General features: G+C 62.6%; 22 protein-coding genes. 9 read left to right on the plus strand and 13 right to left on the minus strand.

Features of this window, described 5'->3' with window-relative positions:
* Positions 1–60: 60 nt before the first annotated feature.
* Positions 61–2079 (plus strand): thioredoxin domain-containing protein, encoded by a 2019-nt coding sequence (locus EN955_RS16755; RefSeq protein ID WP_024504090.1) that lies wholly within the window; start codon positions 61–63, stop codon positions 2077–2079.
* A gap of 201 nt (positions 2080–2280) precedes the next feature.
* On the opposite strand, the gene rho is transcribed toward EN955_RS16755, so the two are convergent.
* The 3 genes from rho to hemE all read right to left on the minus strand — a co-directional run bounded on the left by rho (position 2281) and on the right by hemE (position 5343).
* Positions 2281–3546, minus strand: coding sequence for a transcription termination factor Rho (gene rho / locus EN955_RS16765; RefSeq protein WP_013528732.1), 1266 nt, complete (start codon positions 3544–3546; stop codon positions 2281–2283).
* A gap of 229 nt (positions 3547–3775) precedes the next feature.
* Entirely contained in the window at positions 3776–4312 is a 537-nt protein-coding gene (hemJ, locus tag EN955_RS16770) for a protoporphyrinogen oxidase HemJ (protein WP_024504091.1), read from the minus strand.
* Entirely contained in the window at positions 4312–5343 is a 1032-nt protein-coding gene (hemE, locus tag EN955_RS16775) for a uroporphyrinogen decarboxylase (protein ID WP_024504092.1), read from the minus strand. The genes hemJ and hemE overlap by 1 nt, the downstream gene beginning before the upstream one ends.
* A 405-nt stretch (positions 5344–5748) precedes the next feature.
* On the opposite strand from hemE, the gene EN955_RS16780 reads away from it, so the two are divergent.
* The 5 genes from EN955_RS16780 (at position 5749) to dnaQ (ending at position 9751) form a co-directional block, all read left to right on the plus strand.
* On the plus strand, positions 5749–6570 hold the full coding sequence (locus tag EN955_RS16780) for a pyruvate, water dikinase regulatory protein (RefSeq protein WP_013528729.1): 822 nt from the start codon (positions 5749–5751) through the stop codon (positions 6568–6570).
* 238 nt (positions 6571–6808) lie between these two features.
* Entirely contained in the window at positions 6809–7408 is a 600-nt protein-coding gene (locus EN955_RS16785) for a Maf-like protein (RefSeq protein WP_024504093.1), read from the plus strand.
* Positions 7401–8243: a shikimate dehydrogenase gene (locus tag EN955_RS16790; RefSeq protein WP_024504094.1), complete on the plus strand. Its 843-nt coding sequence runs from the start codon at positions 7401–7403 to the stop codon at positions 8241–8243. Before EN955_RS16785 ends, EN955_RS16790 begins: the two co-directional genes overlap by 8 nt.
* On the plus strand, positions 8240–8839 hold the full coding sequence (gene coaE, locus EN955_RS16795) for a dephospho-CoA kinase (RefSeq protein WP_024504095.1): 600 nt from the start codon (positions 8240–8242) through the stop codon (positions 8837–8839). Before EN955_RS16790 ends, coaE begins: the two co-directional genes overlap by 4 nt.
* Before the next feature lie 210 nt (positions 8840–9049).
* Entirely contained in the window at positions 9050–9751 is a 702-nt protein-coding gene (dnaQ, locus tag EN955_RS16800; RefSeq protein ID WP_024504096.1) for a DNA polymerase III subunit epsilon, read from the plus strand.
* 188 nt (positions 9752–9939) lie between these two features.
* Here dnaQ and msrA read toward each other — a convergent pair whose 3' ends face one another.
* The 4 genes from msrA to EN955_RS16820 form a co-directional block, all read right to left on the minus strand.
* Complete coding sequence (gene msrA / locus EN955_RS16805; RefSeq protein WP_024504097.1) at positions 9940–10677, minus strand: peptide-methionine (S)-S-oxide reductase MsrA; 738 nt, start codon at positions 10675–10677, stop codon at positions 9940–9942.
* A 142-nt stretch (positions 10678–10819) separates the two neighbouring features.
* Complete coding sequence (locus EN955_RS16810; protein WP_013528689.1) at positions 10820–11098, minus strand: hypothetical protein; 279 nt, start codon at positions 11096–11098, stop codon at positions 10820–10822.
* Between the two features lie 101 nt (positions 11099–11199).
* On the minus strand, positions 11200–11898 hold the full coding sequence (locus EN955_RS16815; RefSeq protein WP_024504098.1) for a DUF1223 domain-containing protein: 699 nt from the start codon (positions 11896–11898) through the stop codon (positions 11200–11202).
* A gap of 355 nt (positions 11899–12253) precedes the next feature.
* Positions 12254–13426: a TadE/TadG family type IV pilus assembly protein gene (locus tag EN955_RS16820; RefSeq protein ID WP_024504099.1), complete on the minus strand. Its 1173-nt coding sequence runs from the start codon at positions 13424–13426 to the stop codon at positions 12254–12256.
* Between the two features lie 187 nt (positions 13427–13613).
* Here EN955_RS16820 and lepA point away from each other — a divergent pair, with 187 nt between their 5' ends.
* Positions 13614–15419: a translation elongation factor 4 gene (gene lepA / locus EN955_RS16825; protein ID WP_024504100.1), complete on the plus strand. Its 1806-nt coding sequence runs from the start codon at positions 13614–13616 to the stop codon at positions 15417–15419.
* A gap of 127 nt (positions 15420–15546) precedes the next feature.
* On the opposite strand, the gene EN955_RS16830 is transcribed toward lepA, so the two are convergent.
* Positions 15547–15735 carry a hypothetical protein gene (locus tag EN955_RS16830; RefSeq protein WP_024504101.1) on the minus strand — a complete coding sequence of 63 codons (189 nt, stop codon included), beginning with the start codon at positions 15733–15735 and terminating at the stop codon, positions 15547–15549.
* A 124-nt stretch (positions 15736–15859) separates the two neighbouring features.
* Here EN955_RS16830 and EN955_RS16835 point away from each other — a divergent pair, with 124 nt between their 5' ends.
* Positions 15860–16513, plus strand: a complete 654-nt coding sequence (locus tag EN955_RS16835; RefSeq protein WP_024504102.1) for a hypothetical protein — start codon at positions 15860–15862, stop codon at positions 16511–16513.
* 65 nt (positions 16514–16578) lie between these two features.
* On the opposite strand, the gene EN955_RS16840 is transcribed toward EN955_RS16835, so the two are convergent.
* Positions 16579–17247, minus strand: a complete 669-nt coding sequence (locus EN955_RS16840; RefSeq protein ID WP_024504103.1) for a hypothetical protein — start codon at positions 17245–17247, stop codon at positions 16579–16581.
* A gap of 245 nt (positions 17248–17492) precedes the next feature.
* Here EN955_RS16840 and EN955_RS34820 point away from each other — a divergent pair, with 245 nt between their 5' ends.
* Complete coding sequence (locus EN955_RS34820) at positions 17493–17990, plus strand: hypothetical protein (protein ID WP_024504104.1); 498 nt, start codon at positions 17493–17495, stop codon at positions 17988–17990.
* 511 nt (positions 17991–18501) lie between these two features.
* On the opposite strand, the gene EN955_RS16850 is transcribed toward EN955_RS34820, so the two are convergent.
* From EN955_RS16850 to EN955_RS16865, 4 genes are all read right to left on the minus strand, one after another.
* On the minus strand, positions 18502–20142 hold the full coding sequence (locus EN955_RS16850) for an ABC transporter substrate-binding protein (protein WP_024504105.1): 1641 nt from the start codon (positions 20140–20142) through the stop codon (positions 18502–18504).
* Positions 20143–20553: 411 nt separating this feature from the next.
* On the minus strand, positions 20554–21501 hold the full coding sequence (locus EN955_RS16855; protein WP_024504106.1) for an alpha/beta hydrolase: 948 nt from the start codon (positions 21499–21501) through the stop codon (positions 20554–20556).
* The gene (locus EN955_RS16860) at positions 21498–22178 is read right to left on the minus strand and encodes an isochorismatase family protein (RefSeq protein ID WP_024504107.1); all 681 of its coding nucleotides are present in this window, start codon (positions 22176–22178) and stop codon (positions 21498–21500) included. The genes EN955_RS16855 and EN955_RS16860 overlap by 4 nt, the downstream gene beginning before the upstream one ends.
* A gap of 103 nt (positions 22179–22281) precedes the next feature.
* Positions 22282–23577, minus strand: a complete 1296-nt coding sequence (locus tag EN955_RS16865) for a Xaa-Pro peptidase family protein (RefSeq protein WP_127223437.1) — start codon at positions 23575–23577, stop codon at positions 22282–22284.
* Between the last annotated feature and the right edge of the window lie 120 nt (positions 23578–23697).

Genomic DNA, 23697 nt, shown 5'->3' on the forward strand with positions numbered 1-23697 from the left:
CCGCTCTACTGAACCGCCCTAGCTTCACGCCTATCAGCCAATCGCACCCGAGTTTGCCCAGTGACGCTGCCCGCGCAAAACCTGCTTGCCGAAGAAGCCAGCCCCTATCTGCAGCAGCACAGCGGCAATCCCGTCCACTGGCGGGCCTGGTCGCCGGCTTCGCTCGAAGAGGCGAAAGCGCTGGATAGGCCGATCCTGCTCTCGGTCGGCTATGCCGCCTGCCATTGGTGCCATGTCATGGCGCATGAAAGCTTCGAAAACGATGGCGTCGCCGCCGTCATGAACCGTCTGTTCGTCAATATCAAGGTCGACCGCGAGGAGCGCCCGGACATCGACCAGATCTATATGGCGGCGCTGTCCTCGATGGGCGAGCAGGGCGGCTGGCCGCTGACCATGTTCCTGACCCCGGACGGCAAGCCGTTCTGGGGCGGCACCTATTTTCCGCGCGAGCCGCGCTACGGCCGCCCCGGCTTCATCCAGGTTATGGAGGCGGTGGACAAGGCCTGGCGGGAGAAGCGGGCGAGCCTCAACCAGAGCGCCGACGGCCTGACGACGCATGTCGAGGCACGGCTCGCCGGTTCGCATGCCAGAACCGTGCTCGACCGCGCCACGCTGGCGGAATTGGCCAAGGGCATCGACGGCATGATCGACCGTGATCTCGGCGGATTGCGCGGCGCGCCTAAATTTCCCAACGCGCCGTTCATGCAAACGCTGTGGCTGTCCTGGCTTCGCGACGGCAATGCCGCCCATCGCGACGACGTCCTCAACAGCCTCGAGCAGATGCTGCGCGGCGGCGTCTACGACCACATCGGCGGCGGGCTCAGCCGTTACTCCACCGACGCCGAATGGCTGGTGCCGCATTTCGAAAAGATGCTCTACGACAATGCCCAGCTCCTCCGCTTCTGCAACTGGGCCTATGCCGCAAGCGGCAATGAATTGTTCCGGGTGCGAATCGAAGAGACGATCGGCTGGCTGCTGCGCGAAATGCGCGTCGACGGCGGTGCCTTTGCCGCCAGTCTCGATGCCGACAGCGACGGCGAGGAAGGTCTGTTCTACACCTGGAGCCGCGACGAGATCGAAGCCGCCCTTGGCGACGATTCCGCATTGTTTTTCAAGCACTTCACGCTCTCCAACCCGCATGGCTGGGAAGGCAAGCCGGTCGTCCACCAAACGCTGTCTCAGCAATTGCAATATGTGATCCACCGCGAAGAGATCAGCGCGCTCAAGGCGAAACTCCTTGCTGTCCGGGAAGAGCGGGTTAGGCCCGGCCTTGACGCAAAGACCCTCATCGACTGGAACGGCCAGATGATCGCAGCGCTTGCCGAGGCCGGCCGGGCGCTGGCGCGGCCTGACTGGATCGATGCGGCGGCAAAGGCCTTTGCCTATATCAGCTCTGGCAGCCGCGACGGCCGTTTGCCGCATTCGATGCTCGGCGCCAGAAAACTGTTCCCGGCTTTGTCCAGCGACTATGCCGCTATGACCAACGCCGCGATCTCGCTGTTCGAGGCCACCGGGGATTGGAGCTATGTCGACCAGGCCGGCCAGTTTGTCGGGCAGCTCGAGCATTGGCATGCCGACGCCGAGAAGACAGGTTACTACCTGACTGCTTCCGACAGCACCGACGTGCCGATCCGCATCCGCGGCGATGTCGACGAAGCCATTCCGTCCGCCACCGGCCAGATCATCGAGGCGCTGGTCAGGCTCGCCTCCGTCACCGGCAATCTCGAGCTGCAGGAGAGAGCCTGGCACGTCGCCGAGCATGCCGCCGGCCGCGCGACGCAGCAGGCCTATGGCCAGGCCGGCATCGTCAATGCCTGCGCGCTGGCGATCGAGCCGCTCAAGCTGGTGTTGGTGGATGAGTTCACAGATCCAAAGCTCGTTCCGGTTGCGAATCGAAACCCGGACCCGTGTCGCGTCGACATCGTCGTGCCGATCGGTACGGCAGCGAATCGACCCTTGCTGCCCGGTGGAATCCTGCCGCCGACCGACAAGGCAGGTGCATGGTTGTGTACGGGGCAGGTTTGTTTGCCGGCGGTGACGGATGCTGAAGAGCTCGAGCGATTGTTGCGACGGCGATAGTTTTGCTAACCGCCGGCGAGAGACGCCCCCTCTGGCCTACCGGCCATCTCCCCCTCAAGTGGGGAGATCGGCAGCTTCGCTGTTCCGCTCACCTTACGGCATTGATAATTGCCGAAAGCGACCAAGGGCGTAATCTCCCTCCTAGAGGGGGAATTGCCCGGCAGGGCAGAGGGGGGCGCGAAGGATCGCTACCCCATCCCCTTACGTGTTCATCGAATCGAAGAAATCCGCATTGGTCTTGGTCTGCTTCAGCTTGTCGATCAGGAACTCGATCGCGTCGGTGGTTCCCATCGGCGCCAGGATGCGGCGCAGCACGAAGATCTTTTGCAGGTCCTGCTTGGAAACCAGCAGGTCTTCCTTGCGGGTGCCGGACTTCAGGATGTCCATGGCCGGATAGATGCGCTTGTCGGCCACCTTACGGTCGAGCTGGATTTCGCAGTTGCCGGTGCCCTTGAACTCTTCGAAGATGACTTCGTCCATGCGGCTGCCGGTATCGATCAGCGCGGTGGCGATAATGGTCAGCGAACCGCCTTCCTCGATGTTGCGGGCGGCGCCGAAGAAGCGCTTCGGCCGCTGCAGCGCGTTGGCGTCGACACCACCGGTCAGCACCTTGCCGGATGACGGCACGACGGTGTTGTAGGCGCGGCCGAGACGGGTGATCGAATCGAGCAGGATGACGACGTCGCGGCCATGTTCGACCAGGCGCTTGGCCTTCTCGATGACCATTTCGGCGACCTGCACGTGGCGCACCGCCGGCTCGTCGAAGGTCGAGGAGATCACCTCTCCCTTCACCGAGCGCTGCATGTCGGTCACTTCTTCCGGCCGCTCGTCGATCAGCAGCACGATCAGATAGCATTCCGGGTGGTTGGCGGTGATCGAGTGGGCGATGTTCTGCATCAGAACCGTCTTGCCGGTACGCGGCTGCGCGTTGATCAAGGCGCGCTGTCCCTTGCCGATCGGCGCCACCAGGTCGATCACACGGGCCGATATGTCCTTGGTGGTGACATTCTCGATCTCCATCTTCAGCCGCTTGGTCGGATAGAGCGGCGTCAGATTGTCGAAGTGGATCTTGTGACGGATCTTCTCGGGATCGTCGAAATTGATAGTGTTGACCTTGAGCAGCGCGAAATAGCGCTCGCCCTCTTTCGGGCTGCGGATCGGCCCTTCGACAGTATCGCCGGTCTTCAGCGAAAAGCGCCGGATCTGCGACGGTGAAATATAGATGTCGTCGGGACCTGGCAGGTAATTGGCGTTGGCGGAGCGCAGGAAGCCGAAACCGTCCTGCAGCACCTCGACCACGCCATCACCGATGATCTCGATCTCCTGGGCGGCCAGCTTCTTCAGGATCGCAAACATCAGCTCCTGCTTGCGCATGACGCTGGCGTTTTCGACCTCGAGCGATTCGGCATAAGCGATCAGCTCTGGCGGTTTCTTGTTCTTGAACTCGGCGAGTTTCATTTCTTGCATAGACGGACCTTGAATAGATGGAGTCTGGGTAGGCTTTGGGAAAATATCGGCGGGATGCGACAAATGCCGGGCGCGGCCGAAAACAACGAGGGGCGGCGCATGACGGGAAGGAAGACCCGTCTTTTATCGTCGGTCGGGTGAAAGAGCAAGCTGCGTTTTGCATGGCCTATGAAGGCCTAAACGCATCAATGCCTGTCGCAGTCTCCTGGCCGTTTTTGAGCGACATGCATCAGAACGGCTTGACCACCACCAGGATGACGATTGCGATCATCAGCAATGTGGGGATCTCGTTGACCATCCGCCAGTGCCTGGCCGGTTTTTCATTACGGTCCTCGGCGAATTTGCGCACCGCGCCGGCCAGATAGCCATGAACGGCGGACAGCAAAAGCACCGCTCCGATCTTGGCGTGCAGCCAGCCGCCCTGGAAACCGAAACCCTTCCAGGCGAGCCACAGGCCGAACACCCAGGTGACGATCATCGCCGGGTTGATGATGCCGCGCAGCAGGCGCCGCTCCATCACCTTGAAGGTTTCCGACTGCACCGAGCCCTTCTCGGCATCGGTGTGGTAGACCAGCAGCCGCGGCAGATAGAGCATGCCCGCCATCCACGAGATGACGGCGAGGATATGGATCGCCTTGGCCCAGGGGTAAAAACTGTCGGGTGCCGCGAAATACAAAAGCGCGGTGAAAACGATCAGCACGGCGATACCTGATATCATGCGCATCATCGCCTGGCCGGTGCTGTTCGTGTTGTTCATCTGAGCCATCAGCGTGTCGCGCTCCGCACCTGTTTCACCATCGCCTCGACATGGGCGATCGGCGTCTCCGGCGTGATGCCGTGACCGAGGTTGAAGATCAGCGGCCCGTCTCCCAGCGCTCTCAGGATCGCCTCGACGCCATCCGACAGCGCCTTGCCGCCAGCCACGAGCCGCAAGGGATCGAGATTGCCCTGAACCGCACCCGAGCGCTGCAATTCCTTCGCCGCGATCAGGGGCACCGTCCAGTCGATCCCCAGCGCCGTCACGCCGGTCTTCTGTCGATAGGTCCGGTAGCGCGAACCGGCGCCCTTGGGAAAACCGATGATCGGGACATCGGGATAAACCGCCCGCACCCGGCCAACGATCTCGGCCATCGGCTGAACGCAGAACAAATCGAAAGTTTCATCGTCCAGCACGCCGGACCAGGAATCGAAAATCTGCACCACATCCGCGCCCGCCTCGATCTGGCGGATGAGATAGGCGGCCGAATGTTCGGCAAGCACCTTCAGCAATCGTTGAAAGGCCACCGGCTCGCGATAGGCAAAAAGCCGCGCCGGCGCCTGGTCGGGCGTGCCATGGCCGGCAATCATGTAGGTCGCCACCGTCCACGGCGCGCCGCAGAAGCCGATCAGGGTTGTCTCGTCGGGCAATTTGGCCCGCAACCGGCGAACCGTCTCGTAGACCGGTTCGAGATTCACGTGAAACACCTTGCCTTCCAGAGCCAGAATCTGCGGCGCGGTGATCGGCGTCAGCAGCGGCCCTCTGCCCTCTTCGAAACGGACGTCACGGCCAAGCGCATGCGGAACGACAAGGATATCGGAAAACAGGATCGAAGCATCGAAGCCGAAGCGCTCGATCGGTTGCAAGGTCACTTCGACGGCAAGGTCTGGATCATAGCAGAGATCGAGGAACGAGCCTGCTCGCCTGCGTGTCTCCCGATACTCCGGCAGATAACGCCCTGCCTGACGCATCATCCAGAGCGGAGGCGGAAAATGAGCCTTGCCCTTCAGGACATCCAGCATGATCCGGTTCTGGGGCATCGAGCGCTCGCTTCTCCCGGCCTCTTCTATAATCAAAGATTCTTATATCTAAGATTCTTCTGATTCTAAGAGTCTGTTGGTTCTGGTGATTGCCACCTGTCCCGCTTTGCCCCGGAAAACACCAGCCAACATATTGTCGCGTGCTTCTTTTTCCCTGATGTAGGGTTCTGGGGATAGGTCGGAATCGATCAATCGAGTCAAAGCGTTAGGCAGAGCGGTGAAAGGCAGGTCCTGTGGACGGACTGTAGGCGAAAAAAGCCGTCCCCAAACTTGTCCCCAGTCGCCCGACGAAGCTGACAGCGCATCGAATTGTGGACAAACTGCCATCTGATACAGTCGCCTCCGACCGACCCGTCTTTTCGTCCCGCTTTATCCACAGAAGCCCACAGCCCCAGGTGACCCCCTGTGAACAAACCCCAGAGCTTCTTCCATCTGCACCTGATTTCCGACGCGACCGGCGAAACGCTGCTCGCCGCCGGCCGGGCGGCTTCGGCGCAGTACAAGGATGCGCGCGCCATCGAGCATATCTATCCGCTCATCCGCACCGAAAAGCAGGTGGCGAAGGTGTTCGAGGACATCGAGGAAGAGCCGGGCATCATCCTCTATACGGTCGTGGACCAGAAGCTGGCGCGCGGCATCGACGAGCGCTGCGCGGCCATGGGCCTGCCCTGTGTGTCGGTGCTGGAGCCGGTGCTGACCGTGTTCCAGTCCTATCTCGGCACCCCCGCCGGCCGCCGCGTCGGCGCCCAGCATGTTCTCGACGCCGAATACTTCCGCCGCATCGATGCGCTCAATTTCACCATGGACCATGATGACGGCCAGCTGCCGCTCAACATGGACGATGCCGATGTCGTGCTGATCGGCATTTCTCGCACGTCGAAGACGCCGACCAGCATCTACCTCGCCAACCGCGGCATCAAGACCGCCAACATCCCGATCGTGCTCGGTGTGCCGGTGCCGGAAAGCCTGGTTGCCGCCAGCAAGCCGCTCATCGTCGGGCTGATCGCCACCGCCGAGCGCATCTCGCACGTCCGGCAAAACCGCATCCTCGGCAACAGCAGCTCGTATGAGGCATCAGACTATGTCGATCGCGCGGCGATCAGCGAAGAGCTCGCCTACGCCCGCAAGATCTGCACGCGGCATGGCTGGCCGATGATCGACGTCAGCCGCCGCTCGATCGAGGAAACGGCGGCGGCCATCGTTGCCCTGCGGGGGAAGAATAGATAGGGCAGGTAAGATAAGTGAGCACCAGCACCCCTCATCCGACCTCGCTTCGCGAGGCCACCTTCTCCCACAAGGGGAGAAGGAAGAACGTGGCACCGTCGTCTCCGCAAGATACCGCCAGTTGGCGATTTGCAGCGGCGTACGCGCGGGACTTCCCTTCTCCCCTTGTGGGAGAAGGTGGCCGAGCGAAGCTCGGTCGGATGAGGGGTGCGTGACGGAGCGCCAACATGGGTGAATCAGCATGACCGAAAAACTCATCCTCGCTTCCGGCAGTCCGTTCCGCAAGGCGATGCTGGTCAATGCCGGCGTCGATGTCGAGGCGGTGCCGGCCGATGTCGACGAGCGCGCGCTCGAGTCGCCTTTGCAGGATAGCGGCGTCTCGCCCGAGGACGTCGCCCTGGTGCTGGCCGAGGCTAAGGCGACCGAAGTCAGCGAGCGCAGGCCGGGCGCCCTGGTGCTGGGCTGCGACCAGACGCTGTCGCTCGGCGACGGGGTGTTCCACAAGCCGGCTGACATGGAGGGTGCCCGCCGTCATTTGCTGGCGCTGTCGGGCAAGACCCATCAGTTGAACAGCGCCGCCGTGCTGGTTCGCGACGGCAAGATTTTGTGGCGCCATGTCGGCATCGCTTCGATGACCATGCGCAAGCTCGACCCCGCCTTCATCGGCCGCCACCTCGCCCGCGTCGGCACCAAGGCGCTGGGAAGCGTCGGCGCCTATCAGATCGAAGGCGAAGGCATTCAATTGTTCGAGAAAATCGAGGGCGATCATTTCACCATTGTCGGCCTGCCGCTGTTGCCGCTGCTGGCCGAACTGCGAGACCTGGGGGCGATCGATGGCTGAGGCGTCGAAAAAAGCCTTCGTGTCGGGCCATCCGGTCAAGCATTCGCGCTCGCCGAAGATCCATGGCCACTGGCTGGCCAAACATGGCATCGACGGAAGCTACCAGGCCATCGATGTCGCGCCGCAAGACTTTGCCGTGTTCGTGGAAACATTGCAGGCAAACAATTACCGCGGCGGCAACATCACCATCCCGCACAAGGAAGCGGCCTTCGCATTGGCCGAACGCCGCGACCAGGCGGCGCAAGAAATCGGCGCCGTCAACACGCTGTGGTTCGAGGACGGCATCCTGTGGGGCGGCAACACTGACGGTCACGGCTTTGCCGCCAACCTCGACGATCATGCACCGGGCTGGGCAAGCAAGGGTCCGGCGGTGGTGCTCGGCGCCGGCGGCGCGTCGCGCGCCGTCATCCATGCGCTGAAGGAGCGCGGCGTTGCCGACATCCGCATCGTCAACCGCACTCTGGCCCGAGCGCAGGAATTGCGCGATCGTTTCGGCGCCGGTGTCTCGGCGCATGGCATGGCGGCGACCAACGAACTGCTCGGCGATGCCGGCCTGCTGGTCAACACCACCGCGCTCGGCATGCATGGCAATGAAGGCCTGTCGGCGGATCCCGCCCGGCTGCCCGACCATGCCATCGTCACCGACATCGTCTATGTGCCGCTGGAGACGCCGCTGCTCGCGGCCGCCCGCGCGCGAAATCTGAAGACGGTCGACGGTCTCGGCATGCTTCTGCATCAGGCCGTGCCTGGCTTCGAGCGCTGGTTCGGCATCAGGCCGCGGGTGACGGCCGAACTTCGGGCCCTGATCGTCGCCGATCTGGTGCCGAAGCCATGATCGTGCTCGGCCTCACCGGCTCGATCGGCATGGGCAAGTCGACCACAGCCAGGATGTTCACTGACGCCGGCGTGCCGGTCCATGATTCCGACGAGACGGTGCATCGCCTCTATGCCGGCAAGGCAGCACCCCTGGTCGAGGCCGCCTTTCCCGGCACCACATCCGCCGGCGTGGTCGATCGTGCCAAACTTGGCGCGCGCGTGCTCGGCGATGCCGCGGCGCTGAAGCGGCTGGAGACCATCATCCACCCGCTGGTGCGCGCCGATGCCGATGCCTTTCTGGCCAGGCATCGTGGATCAGGCGCGCCGATCGCCGTCCTCGACATCCCCCTGCTGTTCGAAACCGGCGGCCGCAACCGCGTCGACAAGGTCGTCGTCGTCACCGCCCCGGCCGAGACCCAGCGCGAACGCGTGCTGGCACGGCCCGGCATGACGGAGGAAAAGCTGGCGTCGATCCTGGCCAAGCAGGTGCCGGACGCGGAAAAGCGCCGTCAGGCCGATTTCATCGTCGACACCGGCCAGGGGATGGACGCCGCGCGGGCGGAGGTCGCTGCAATCATCAGCCAGCTGATAGGGGTTGGCAAGCCAGGTGGTTGAGCCCACCGCTCGACCGCCAGCTGTCGATGTGAGAGCCGCTTATCTGCCTGCCGGCTTCGCTCGACACCTCTCCCCCGATCGACGGGGGAGAGGAAAGGTGCAGGGCGATGAGGGGTGGCGCAAACCTGTGCGATTGCCCTGGCCATCATAGTTTCTCATTGCCATTTTGTTCCGCTCTCATGATTCTGCTCCTTTGGAGCGACTGATTCGATGCGTGAGATCATCTTCGACACGGAAACCACCGGCCTCGATTCGCGCGACGACCGCGTGATCGAGCTGGGCGGCGTCGAACTGGTCAACCGTTTCCCGACCGGCAGGACCTTCCACCACTACATCAACCCGCAAGGCCGCGCGATCCATGCCGAGGCACAGGCGGTGCACGGCATCAGCGCGGCGGACCTCGCGGGCAAGCCGACCTTCGCCGAGATCGTGCAGGAGTGGCTGGATTTCACCGACGGCGCCAAGCTGGTCGCCCACAACGCCACTTTCGATGTCGGCTTCCTCAACGTCGAATTCGGCCGGCTGGGTCACCCTGTCATCGACAACGGCGTCGTCGTCGACACGCTGGCGCTGGCGCGCCGCAAGCACCCGATGGGTCCTAATTCGCTCGATGCGCTCTGCCGGCGCTACGGCATCGACAACACCAAGCGCACCAAGCACGGCGCCCTGCTCGATTCCGAATTGCTGGCCGAGGTCTATATCGAACTGATCGGCGGCAAGCAGGCGGCCCTTATCCTCGATAGCGCCACCGCGCCGGCCCAGGGCGAGAATGTCCGCCAGATCGAGATCATCATCAGCCAGCGCCCGGCACCCCTGCTGCCGCGCGTCACCGAAGCCGAACGCGCCGCGCACGCCGGCATGGTCGCCACGCTTGGCGAAAAGGCGCTGTGGCTGAAGGTTGCGGCTGGCTAGCGGCAAGGTGGAGGCCGGCTGGCAGCGAGGTTGGTGGAGCCAACCCTCGAAATTGGCCGCAGAGTCCCACGCCTTCGTCATCCTAGGGTCTGCGCCGCGTCGCTTCGCTCCTTGCTTCGCCCTAGGATGGCGAACGGACGGGGCGTCGCCGCCCTTGGCACACCCCACCCCCGCTTCTCGCACTCAACTCAATTGCTCGCCGCCAGCACCAGCACCGGCTTCTCGCTATAGAGCGCCGGGAACAGGGCCTTCAGGTTCGCCACCTTGGGCAGGTCGTTGTAGACGATGTAGGGATAGGTCGGGTTCAGCGTCAGGAAGTCCTGATGATAGTTCTCGGCCGGATAGAAGGTCTTGCCGGTTTCCAGCGTGGTGACGATCGGCTCCGGGAACACCTTGGCCTGGTCGAGCTGGGCGATGTAGCTTTGCGCGATCTTCTTTTGGGCATCGTTTTCGGCGAAGATCGTCGAGCGGTACTGCGTGCCGGAGTCCGGACCCTGGAAATTCAGCTGGGTCGGGTTGTGGGCGACCGAGAAATAGACCTGCAGCAGCTGGCCGTAGGTCACCTTCGACGGATCGTAGGTGATCTCGACGGATTCGGCATGCCCGGTACGGCCTGAGCCGACCGTCTCGTAGACGGCGGTGTCCTTGTCGCCGCCGGTGTAGCCGGAGACGGCCCTGGTCACGCCCTTGACGTGCTGGAACACGCCCTGCACGCCCCAGAAACAACCGCCGGCGAAGATTGCCTTTTCAGTGCCGGTGGCCGCCTTCTCGTCGAGTGCCGGCGGCGGGATCTTCACCGCGTCCTCGGCCGAAACCGCCGGCGTCAGCCAGAAGGCGGCGCCAGCGGCGGCCAGCGCAAGAACGGCGAGCGCGCTGCGGAAGACGTTCGACGATTGTCTGATGACTGGTTTTTGAATGTCGGTCATGGCTTGAGCTCCTGTGACGTCCATCATGTGGAGTCTATTGGATAAGATACGATCTTGCGACGGGCGAGTTGCGGCCGAAGCCTCACTTTCACGTGCATCCGGCTTCGGACCCGCGGGACCGAAGCCGGAAACAGCACCGCCTTTACTTGGCCGGAGCCATCGCATCCGTTGCCGGCTTCATGGCGTCAGCCGCCGGCTTCATGGAATTGGTGGCCATCGGGTCGGCAGGCTTCATCGCCTCCGTTGCAGGTTTCATGGCGTCTGCGGCCGGCTTCATCGCATCCGCGGCCGGTTTCATGGCATTTGCAGCCGGCTTCATCGCATTGGTCGCGTCGTCGGCACGGGCAATGCCGCCGGCAAACAGCGCCGTCGAGCACAGAGCGAGAGCGAGCGCCGGCAGCGTCAGGCGGGAAATGGTCATGATGATCTCCTTGGGTTGGTCGTGAAGGCGCGCCCTCTTGGCGGCCGTGCTATGCGGCGCCGCTCCATGCGGCGTTGCGCAATCTCTTGTCGAAGCGCGATCTAGTCGGTCGCGGCAGCCAGGATCGGTCCGCCACCGGGCGACTGCACGAGCACGGCGGTGCTCAGGCCGCCGGCAGCGGCGGGCAGCGGATACGTCGCTGCCGCGCCGGTCCAGCTGCCGAGTTTTTTCAGCGCATGCACGACATTGGCGTGCGGCAAGGTGCGGCCGGTGTTTTCGCCGCGCGCCACAGGCACCTCGACGACGCCCTTGGCATAGCGCACCAGCCAGACATCGGCGTGGCCGCCAGGTGCGGCGCCGGCGCCGATGCTGATCTTGCCGTCATCGAGCGACAATGCCGGGCCGCTTGTCCGGCCGCTCGCCGCAATCAGCTTTTCGATTTCGCCGGGTGCGGCACCGACGACATCGGCATGGCCGTTGACCACCACTTGCGGCGTGAACGGCCCGTCATGACCGAGCGCCGGCTCGTAGCTGACCTGGCGCTGGGTGAATTCCTGTTTTCCGAAGATATCCTTCCAGCCGAGATAGTCCCAATAGGTGACGTTGAACGACAGCGCCAGCACGCCGGGCTGGTCCTTGACCTTGATCAGATTGGCATTGGCCGGCGGGCAGGACGAGCAGCCCTGGCTGGTGAACAGCTCGACCACGCTGAGCGGCTGGGCCGCCGCCGCACCGAGCGACGCTGCCAGCGCAATCGCCGAGAGGCTGGACACTTTGATGAACGTACAGGATCGCGACATCGGCTTGCTCCGTGGGCGGCGGCGCCTGGAAGCACCGCAGATATCCCCACTTCGCCGCTGTCGGCGCCTTCGTTACAGCGCTCACCGGTTTGTGATGAAGGTTCGTCGCTTTGCTGCGCTGGAGAGCGGCACCGGCGATCGCGACAGCCGATCTCCCCCCTCGTGGGGGAGATGTCCGGCAGGACAGAGGGGGGCGGCGTAGAGCACCAACAGAGGCACAATGGCAGCGTCGAGCGACAATAGAATGATGGTCAGATCGGTAAGAGAAAGTGGGAGACGGATATGGCAAAGCCGGCGGGACAGCGCCCCCTCTGGCCTGCCGGCCATCTCCCCCGCACGGGGGGATCGGCAAATTCTACTGCGTCAGCAGTGTGTCGGACGGTCGCTTGTTGAAGTCGCACTTGCCCATCACGCTGTAGAAGAAGTCGGCGTTCGTAACGTCTGGCAGTGGAGGATTGTTGCCGCCGTCTTCCCATGCCTGATCGCTGGTCTCGCTGCAGGGCACCACGGCGAAGATGTCGACGACCGTGTTGCTGGCAACCTCGACGGGGAGGTATTTGGAAGGGTTCAGGGCCTTTTGTGCCGCGGTGCTGTACCCGGCGCCGAGGTAGAGCCGGTTCGACGTGTCTGTATTGTTCGACCTGAGCGGGTTGACCGGCCCGGACGGCACATCCATCTGCAGATAGAGCTTGTCCATCGTGCTCACGTTGATTGTTGCGCCACTGCTGTTTCCGGCGGAATTCGTGGTCGCGCACGTCGTCTTGAAATAGACGGTGGAGCCGTTCGTTTTTCCGCTTTTTGCCACCGCGGTGCTTTTGTAAACTCCCGCAGTGGCCGTGAAATCGGTTGTTGATCCTACTGTCGTGCACAGTTGGGTCTGAACCAGCGTATCGGTTGGTCCCGTGGTAATAGTTGTCGTCCCGTAACCTTTCGGCTCGGCAGCGGTATAGGTCTTACCACCGCTCGTATAGGAATAACTATACGCTTTGTAGTTATAGTTGGCCTTCATCATGGCCGTCGGCGTGGTCGTGGAGGTCCAACCGTAGGGAAGGCCGTACAGAGTCATGGTCTTGTTCCAGTAGCCCGAAACGTGATCGACATTGAACGTAGCTTCGACCAGCGCCGGCGTCTTGCTCACCGCCGACGCGACGCCGACCGTTACCGTGGGAATCCTGGCGATCTGCATGAACACGGTCGGCATGGCGAAACTTGCCGAGGCCTGCGCGGTGGCGGTGCCGTTGGCGCTGACGTCGAAGCTGTTCAGCGTCGCGGTGCCCTGTCCACCATTGGCCACGTAGGAAGCCTGCATCGCCACCTGGCGCTGCGGCTTCGTCGAGGCCGTATCCATCGTGGTGATCGACAGGATCGCGGCGTCGAGTGCCGCCTGCTCGGTCGACCTGGTCTGGACAGCGGAGGTGTAGTCGACGGAAAAGCCGATCGCGGTGATCAACGGTATCATGGCAAGAATGAGTATCGGTGCGAACGAGCCGCTCCGCGACTCGATAAAACTGCCTGCAAGCCCCCGCATGCCTTCGTCCTTACATCAGATATTTCCCTCCGCTAACATCCCGTTCGCAAATTATGCTCTAACGGGCTTGGTTAAAATTTATAGATTTTTCGCGAAAAGCGCGAAAAAAGCGACAGGCGCCCGTGCTGCCTGCTCCGGCAAAGGCGCACAGCTTGCTCGGGCAAGCCACCCCTGCTAAACGCGCGCCATGAGCACGCCCCTCGACCACATCCGCAATTTCTCCATCGTCGCCCATATCGACCATGGCAAATCCACGCTTGCCGACAGGCTGATCCAGCTGACCGGCGGGCTGGAGCTGCGCGACATGAAGGAGCAGGTGCTGGACTCGATGGACATCGAGCGCGAGCGTGGCATCACCATCAAGGCGCAGACGGTGCGGCTGAAATACCGCGCCAACAATGGCGAGGACTATATCCTCAACTTGATCGATACGCCCGGCCATGTCGACTTCGCCTATGAAGTGTCGCGGTCGCTGGCCGCCTGCGAGGGCTCGCTGCTGGTCGTCGATGCCTCCCAGGGCGTCGAGGCGCAGACGCTGGCCAATGTCTACCAGGCGATCGACAACAACCACGAGATCGTCGTGGTGCTGAACAAGGTCGACCTGCCGGCCGCCGAGCCCGAGCGCATCCGCGAGCAGGTCGAGGAGGTGATCGGCATCGACGCCTCCAACGCCGTGCTGATCTCGGCCAAGACCGGCCTCGGCATTCCGGATGTCCTGGAGGCCATCGTCCACCAATTGCCGCCGCCGCGCGAAGGCGACGCCACGGCGCCCCTGAAGGCGATGCTGGTCGACTCCTGGTACGACGCCTATCTCGGCGTCATCGTGCTGGTGCGCGTCATCGACGGCGTGCTGAAGAAGGGCCAGACCATCCGCATGATGGGCACCGACGCCAAATATCTGGTCGAGCGCACCGGCGTGTTCACGCCGGCGCGCATCAATGTCGACGAGCTCGGCCCCGGCGAGTTCGGCTTCTTCACCGGCTCGATCAAGGAAGTGGCCGACACCCGCGTCGGCGACACCATCACCGAGGACAAGCGCGCCACCGCCAAGGCGCTGCCCGGCTTCAAGCCGGCGCAGCCGGTGGTGTTCTGCGGCCTGTTCCCGGTCGACGCCGCCGATTTCGAGGATCTGCGCGCCGCAGTCGGCAAATTGCGCCTCAACGACGCCAGCTTCTCTTTTGAGATGGAGACCAGCGCCGCGCTCGGCTTCGGCTATCGCTGCGGCTTCCTTGGCCTCTTACATCTCGAAATCATCCAGGAGCGGCTGGAGCGCGAGTTCAACCTCGACCTGATCGCCACGGCACCCAGCGTCGTTTATCGGCTGGCTCTGACCGACGGCTCAATGAAGGAACTGCACAACCCGGCCGACATGCCCGACGTGGTGAAGATCTCGGCGATCGAGGAGCCGTGGATCCGCGCCACCATATTGACCCCCGACGACTATCTCGGCGGTATCCTGAAGCTCTGCCAGGACCGGCGCGGCATCCAGGCCGACCTGTCCTATGTCGGCAAGCGCGCCATGCTGATCTACGATCTGCCGCTCAACGAAGTCGTCTTCGATTTCTACGACCGGCTGAAGTCGATCTCCAAGGGCTACGCCTCCTTCGACTATCACCTGACCGACTACCGCGAAGGCGACCTGGTAAAAATGTCGATCCTGGTCAATGAGGAGCCGGTCGACGCGCTTTCCATGCTGGTCCACCGCACGGCGGCGGAAAAGCGCGGCAGGCAGATGTGCGAGAAGCTGAAGGAGCTGATCCCGAACCACCTGTTCAAGATCCCGATCCAGGCCGCCATCGGCGGCAAGGTCATCGCCCGCGAAACCATCTCCGCGCTGCGCAAGGACGTCACCGCCAAATGCTACGGCGGCGACGTCTCGCGCAAACGCAAGCTGCTGGACAAGCAGAAAGAAGGCAAGAAGCGGATGCGGCAGTTCGGCAAGGTGGATATCCCGCAGGAGGCGTTTATCCAAGCGCTGAAGATGGGGGATTGAGAAGCCGGCTGGCGCGCTGAGCGCGCCAAGTCATCATCTTCGAAAGCGGGGCTGCCGGAGGCAGCGGGCCCCCCGCCAGCGGGGCGTGGACGCTGCGCGGTGGGGGTTAGCCACCAACAGTGCAGAGTCAGGAATTCTTTGTATCCCGACCGTCCGGCTCTTTCGCGACACCTTTGAAAGGGCCTTCCGTGGATTTACGCTCCATGAATTGGCCGTTTCGCTCGTCGCGTTTTTGCCAATCGCCATTTTCGTGCTGGAATTGGGTTCTGCCGGTTACCGCACCCCGACGATAGTCGTCCCCTGTGTTCTTAGCCATATAGACCTCCTTCGAACAGATGATGAACATAGCGCGATTCGCGATGTGAAGCACGCTATGTTTATTATGTCTCCAATGCAGGGATGCGGTGACGTACCATGGCCGCGCTGCTATGAATTTAAGCATGAATGATCCGATTCAATTTCTCAAAGATAACTGGGCAGTGGTGATTGAAGCACCTTGGGTGTTCGTCACTATGGTCGTCATCATAGGCGGTGGTGGCGTAGCTGTAGGGCGGACGTGGCTGAATAGGACAATCTCAAATCTGAAAAGTGACATTGCTACATTGGAAAATCGGCATATCGCAAAGGATGAGAGAATTGCCGAGTATCAATCTAAGCTAAATGGCGCGACACCTGACGAGGCTAGGAGCCTGATTTCTGGATTAGAGAGGCGGCTTGCCGCACTGGAGCCAAGAAACCTTGACCCAGAGCAATCGAGAATTCTTTCGACCCATCTCGTCAAAAAGCCGGGATCTATCAAGTTGATCAGAGATATGGGCAGTTCCGAGAGCAGTAAAATATATGCCCAATTTGGTACTTTGCTTAGGAAGCTTGGTTGGGATCTGATGGAGGGCGGTGTGATGGGATTAGGTAATCCACCACCCACCGGAATAGCCGTCCAATCGCATGCTGGAGAAATGCTGACTGAGGACGCGAAGACTCTCATCGCAGCTCTACGAGCAGCGGACATCGAATATGACATTCAAAAAACGCCAGAGATGGGTATGCCCGGCCAACCATTGACAAGTCTGCTATTCGCCACACGATCAAATTAGTCTTTGTTCCCAATGACGCTCCGGCCTTCCTTTTTGGGCAAGCGACGAGCAAGAGGGGGCGCGTTCTAGCGATACTCCTCTCGAAGTTTTTCCCACTCAGTTAGGAGTGCATTATAGTAGCCCATGAACAGCGCCTCCTCATTTCCCTGCAGAGGGTGATCGATTGTTGCAAAAGACGTGCCTCGAAGGACATCCAACACACGGAAGTCATTAGGCGAAAAATTCGGAAGTGACTGACTGAGTATCCAGATACCTAGCCTAGATCCTTCCTCATTTAACACAGGCTCTTCGCTAAAGTATGGATATACTAGGCGGTGAGATTCGTCGCCGATTTTGACGGAAAGCAAATTCTCGATTTTTACGACACAGTTGACTGTCGGCAGGCGAAAATGATTCTTCACGCTATAGTCTAAAATCTGAAACGGCTCATTTATCCAACGCCGTTTCTCATTCCACCAAGTTAGAAAGCCTGCTTGCAGCAAAGGGTAGAGTCTCTGGCGGCGCGGATTCGCGGCGACACGGCTATGGGTGAGTTGAGGCAAATCTCCCTGTCCTGCGGCGTGCTGTTTAGCGTCTGTCCAGAAAGGGACATGATAATCCCCACCCCCTGACGCCACGCCGGCATCCTTCCTGAGATCCGATCGGATGTCGTCCCGAAGAGCAGCGATTCTTGCTTTGGTTGGCAGGTAGAAAAATCTCAGTAATTTTCTTAGGTGGATACGCTCCAAAGACATTCGATATCCCCTTAAAAACGGCGATCCATATCGCGTGCGCAGAATCTCTAGTGAGTCGCTGAAATTTTCAACGACTGCAAATCTAAATACAGATTTTCTTCCTTCCGATTGTACGTGGCCTCTGATCCTTTACATCCACGTGAGAACATAACTGCTGATCTGCCACTTACGAGCGGTCGTTGCCTTGCCCGATGCGGTCAAATACGCACCGGCCGATGCGTTACCTCCGCGCAGCAGACCATTCTTTGAAACGTCCCACGTCCACATCAGACACCGTCGCTTCTCTCGGCCTTGCCGGCACCTTCGTCGCCAGCGCCCCACTTCGCGAAACACTCTGGACGATCGACGGTGCCGCACTGGTGGTCGCCACCGCGCTGCTGACGATGAAATACCAGCGGCTGGGCCATGACTGCATCGCTGCCGGGTTCCTGACCTTCCTGGCCGGCGAAACCCTGCTAATGGCGGGCAATGCGGCGGGGCTGGAGGCCAGCGTGCCCTCCTATGTCGGCGGCATCTCGCTTTGGGCGGCGGCACTGGTCATGGTCAGCGTGCCCAGGACATTTGCCCTGTGGATGCGGCTCACCGCGCTGGTGGCCGCCGCGCTGTTTGTCGTCTCGGCTTGCATGATCCTCTGGGGTGCGCCCTTGCTGCCGACCTCCGCACCGCTGCCCGCCGCCGGTTATCCGTTCCTGGTGCTGACCTTTGTCGGCTGGATCTGGACGCTGCTGAGGGCGGAGCGGTGAAGCTTTGTTCGCTTGCGTACCAAGCGTCCGGCCTGGTTGATCGGGCATCGGCGGGGCGGTAAAAAATCCGGGCGGCGGACCCAGGTTCGCCAGTGGCCGGCGCGGGCTCAGGCAACTGCCTCACCGGCATTCGCGCCGGCCATTTTCAACCCGCAGATGATCGCAGCGATCCACCGGCTAGCCCTGCACTTGAAGGGGCGCTGACGCTTCTGACCTTCTCCCCTTGTGGGAGAAGGTGGATCGGCGCGCAGCGCCGAGACGGATGAGGGGTGCGTGACGGAGTGAGGCGGTGAAGGTTCTGCTCTGGTTCAGGGCGTTTACTGTTGGCGTATCGCCAAGCTGGAACACCCCTCATCCGTCTTGCCGCTGCGCGGCAATCCACCTTCTCCCACAAGGGGAGAAGGTTAGAAATGCCGGCGCATCACCGTCGCCCGGCCCTTCGCAGGCTCAGAGCGTTCGAGGCTCGTAAAGCCAAGCAATTGGCTTTACGTCCGCTAGCGCGGACCGCCTCTCAACTCTCAATCCACACCTTATCAAAGTGCTGCTCCAGCGCCTGGTGCTGTTCGCAACCTTCCACGCCCTTGCGGTACGTCCGGTAGACCGAGCGCCAGTAGGGTTGGATGATGATGCCTGAATCGCGCAGGTTCTTCTCGATGCCGGCCATGATCTCCTTGCGCGTCTTGGCGTCCGGGGTGGCCAGCGCCTTGTCGAGCAGCGTGTCGAATTCGGGATTGGCATAGGCGCTTTCGTTCCAGGCGGCGCCGGATTTATACGCCAGCGCCAGCACCTGGACGCCGAGCGGGCGGCCGAGCCATTCGGTGCAGGAGAAGGGGTATTTGCTCCAGTCGTTCCAGAAGGTGGCGGCGGGCAGCACGGTGCGCTTGATCTTGAGGCCGGCCTCGCGCATCTGCGCGCCGATGGCGTCGCCGGTGCTCTTTTGCCATTCGACGTCGACGGAGATGAGCTCGAACTCGTGGTCTGATTTGCCGGCCTCGGCCAACAGCTTCTTCGACTGCTCGACGTCGCGCTTCGCCGGGCCGATATCGGCATATTCGGGGTGCATGGGGCCGACATGGTGGTTGTCGGCGGGCTTGCCGCGGCCGCCGAGGCCGAGCGCCAGCACGGCGGCATTGTCGACGGCGAGCTGGGCGGCGCGGCGCACCTTGACGTCGTCATAGGGCGCGTTGGCGACATTGAAGCGGGCGACGATGGTCGAGCCGGTGGCGATCTCGGAATTCATCAGCCCCATCGTCTCGGTCTGCGAGACGGCATCGGAAGCGGTCTCGTGGTCGGTGTCGATCTCGCCGGATTCGAAGGCCGAGAGCATGGCGTTGGGGTCGGAGCCGTAGTCGACCCATTTGATGCCGTCGAGATGGAATTCGCCCTTCCACCAGGGCTTTTCTTTGCGCTTCACCTCGGCACCCGTCTCGGCATCCCAGCTGACCAGCTCGCAGGGACCGGTGGTGATGGCCAGCGCCTTCAGGGGATCGCCGTCGCCCTCATAGGAGCGGTGCATGATCAGTGCCGGATAGTCGGCCATGCCGGCGATCAGCGAGATGTCGGGCTTCGGCAGGTTCAGCTTGATGGTGAAGTCGTCGACCTTTTCGATGCCGCCATCGACGACCTTCTTGGTTTCGGCATTGACCAGCGCGCCCATGCGCGCGGCGACCGAATTGCCGGGCACCAAGGCATCGCACCAGCGGGTGAGGTTGTGGATGACATCGTCGGCGTTGAAGGCATCGCCGTTCGACCAGGAGATGCCCTTGCGCACATGCAGGGTCAGCGTCCTGGCGTCGTCGCTCGCCTCCCAGCTTTCGAGCAGCCAGGGCTCGAAGGAGAAGTCGGTGTTCCAGCGCACCAGATATTCGTTGCAGTGGCGGGCGACATTCGACATCTCGACGCCGTCGAAGGTGCGCGGGTCCTTGAAACCCTTGACGTTCATGGCGACGCGCAGGACGCCGCCCTTCTTGGGTTCCGCCGCGCGAGCAGGGATGGTGCCAAGTCCGCCCAGCGCCAGCGCCCCGGCGGCGCTGACGCCGAGCCCGGCCATCAGCGCCAGATATTCGCGGCGGTTGATGCCGCCGGCCTTGAAATCGTCGGCCACGGGTTTGGCTTGCGGGTGGAGTTTGCGGTCGGTCAGCATGAATTTCATCGTCGTTCCCCTGTTGTTGATGCATGCCGCCCAAAAGTGCCCAGCGGTTTTGGGACAATGGCATGCACAGAAAAATCGCCCCGGCCGATCGACAGGCGCGGGGGCGGACGCGACCGCCGGGGCGCCGTTGCCTGAGGGGGAATGATAGAGCGGGGTGACGCTGCGGAGTGTTCGCTTTTCCGCAGTGATTGTGCGGGGTTCCGCAGGGCTAATCTCCCCCCTTGAGGGGGAGATGTCCGGCAGGACAGAGGGGGGCGCCAAGGATCGCAAACCTTCGGTGCACTTCGTTACCAAGACACGTCAGTCTGAACTTCAATCAGAAAGGTAGGTCGGCGGGACAGCGCCCCCCTCTGCCCTGCCGGGCATCTCCCCCTCAAGGGGGGAGATTGGCGCTTTACCGTCGGCAACTGCTCAATACGGCCACTCGCCCCTGCCCAGCGCGCCAACCGCGCCGACAATCCGCGCAAACGCTTCCGCGGCTGCCGGCACCGTCGTCCTTGCGCGCAGGAAGCTGTGCACCAGCCTCGGCTCTTCGTGCCACCACGCCTTGCCGCCGGCGGCCACAATGTGGTCGCGGTAGGTCTCGCCATCCGACGACAGCGGGTCGCATTGGGCGGTGACGATCACCGTCGGCGGCAGGCCGGTGAAATCCTTGTCGCGCAGCGGCGCAAACGTCGGATCGTCCAGCGATTGGCGCCTGGCCGAGCGGACGTCGCGGTAGAAGGCGACGTCGGCCACCGACAGCAGCGGCGCGTCGGCGTGTTCGATGTAGGAGCCGGCACGCTCGTCGCCGCCGAGCTCGGGGTAGATCAGCACCTGGCCGATGGCAGCGCTGGCGTGGCGGCGCGTCGCCTGCGCCACCGCCGCGGCCAGATTGCCGCCGGCGCTTTCGCCGCACAGCACCAGCGGCAGGCCTGATCTCGCCGCTGCCCATTCGAAGGCGGCCACCGCATCGTCGAAGGCGGCGGGATGAAGATGCTCCGGCGCCAGCCGGTAATCGACCGACAGCACGTCGAAACCTGTGCCGGCGCAGAGCTCGGCGCAGATGTCGTCATGGCTTTCGAGCCCGCCGAGGATGAAGCCGCCGCCGTGGTAGTAGATCACCATCGCCTGGGCGGCGTTGCCCTCGAGCCGGTAGCGCCGGACCGGGATGTCGCGGCCGGCGGCGGCGATCAGCCCGTCGCTGGCCTTGACGCCGGCCGGGCGGCCCTGGTGGAAGGCCCGGCTCATCCGGTCATAGACGGCGCGCTGCTTGTCGATCGGCAGGCCGATGATTTCGGGCGGATACCAGGCATTGACGGCGTCGATATAGGCCCAAAGGGCCGGGTCGAGCCGTGTTTCGTAGGGGCCGCGCGTCATAGATCGGCGTAGAGCGCGGCCGCGTTGTCGAAGCTGAAACGCAGCGGCACCGAGCCCTCGACCTGCCAGGCGGTGACGGTCTCGCCCGCCAGCAGCCGGCAGGCGCCGTCGGTGTCGGTGACGGCGCCGCCATAGAGCCGGTTGGCGAGGTTGAGGATACCGGTCTGGTGCATGGCCGCGCTGCCGCTGCCGCAGGCATCCTTGACCAGCAGCACGCGAAAGCCTTTGGCCACCGCATCCTTGACCGTCGCGTCGATGCAGGCCTCGGTCCAGACGCCCGATACAACCAGCCATTCGATGCCTGAAGACTTGATGTCGCGCGCCGCCGGCCCCGAACGAAAGGCACTGGCCTCGGCCTTGATCAGCAGCGCCTCGCCCTTGGCCGGCGCCACCTCATGGCAGATTTCGGTCAGCGGATCGCTCTTGTCGGAAAAGGCCGACTTGCCGTCCTCGCCGAGCGGATGAAACGGGCGGTCCTGGCTGTCGAGATCGACGATGTAGGCCCAGTGGTAGAGCGGCACATGGTTCTGCCGCGCCGCCGCCTGCAGGCGCTGGACGTTGGCGAGGATCGTGGGAAAGCCCTCGACGAGGTAGCGCGGGTCCTGCCGGTGCTCTTCCTGCAGGTCGATGAAGATCGCGGCCACGGTGCCGAGCTTGAGGGAGATGGGCGTTTTCATGCGGCGCCTGCGTGATGCATGGGCGAGGCAGTCAAAGACCCTTCCGTATGCCGGCGGGACAGAGGGGGGCGCCAGGCAACGAGGCGCTCATTGGTTGCCCGTATCAAACCTGCGTCTCCAGAAACTCGTCCTCATAAGGAAAGCGCGACAGCAACTCCGTGCCCGTCTCGGTGATCAGGATCTCGTCCTCCAGCTTGACGCCCTCGCTGCCGCCCTTTTCGCCGATATAGCTTTCGACGCTCACCACCATGCCTGGCACGATATGGCCGTCGCGGCCATAGGTCTCGTAATCCATGGCATGCGCGATGAACGGCGTTTCGCCATGCATGCCGACGCCGTGCATGACCGAGGTGTAGCGCTGGTCGACGAAACGGTCGGGGATCTTCCACGCCTGCTCGGCGATCTCGCGGAAGGCCATGCCGGGCTTGACGATCGAAATGTTGTGCTGAACCTGGTCATGCGCCATGCGGTAGAGCGACTTCTGGTAGGGCGTCGGCTTGCCCGGCCCGCAGCGGAAGGTGCGCGAGAAATCCGAATAATAGCCGTAGCAGCCGATGGTGTCGGTATCGAGCGCCAAGAGTTCGCCGGGGCGGATCTTGCGGCCGCTGGCCTCGTTGAACCAGGGGTTGGTGCGCTGGCCTGATGTCAGCAGCCGCGTCTCGATGAACTCGCCGCCTTGGCGGATGACCTCGCCATACATGATGGCGAACAGGTCGTTTTCGGAAACGCCAGGCTTGATCGCCTCACGCACCGCATAGACGGCAGCCTCGGCGCCGGCCATCGACACCTGCAGGCATTTCACTTCCTCCGGCGTCTTCACCGCGCGCACCGCCAAAATCTCGCCCTGGCAATCCCTGACCTCACAGCCGCGCTTTTCCAGCGCCAGCGCCTGCAGATGGCTGCAGCGGTCGAGGCCGAGCTTCATCGAGCCGCCGCCATGCTTTTTCAAAAGCTCGGCGATCTCGTCGGCGAACGGACCTGCGGTCTCGTCGTCGCGGCCCGAGACCGACGACCAGACCAACTTGGAAGGCCGCGCCTCGTCGATCGTGTCGAGCACCATGGAGACATGATAGCTCTGCGGATATTCGAACAGCACGATCGGCCCGTCGGTCGGGATAAAGAAATAGCGGGTCGAGTTGCGCAGGAAATAGCCGAACATGTTGCGCGAGCCGGTGGCGTAGCGCTGGTTGTACGGATCGAACAGCACCACGCCGCCATAGCCGGCCTCGCGCATCCAGCCGCGCAGCTTGGCCAGCCGGCCCTTGCGCAGGGCGTCGGCATCGATGAAGGACGGCTCGGTGTCCGACAGCCACATGCCGCCGGCCGGATCGGCCGCCGCGGGGTGGCGCATGCGGTCCTTGAAGTCCACGTCCTCGGTGCTGTCGGCCATCGCCATCATGGAAGACGCGGTCGAGGAACGGCTCGGCATGGCCGACAGCACCAGCTCGTTCTGGACGCCGGTGCGCAGGCGCAGCGGCATCATCTTGCGGTCGATGCTGGAGCGCAGCTGGCTGTGCAC

This window comes from Mesorhizobium sp. M7A.F.Ca.CA.001.04.2.1 (assembly GCF_003998485.1).
Lineage (GTDB): Bacteria > Pseudomonadota > Alphaproteobacteria > Rhizobiales > Rhizobiaceae > Mesorhizobium > Mesorhizobium ciceri.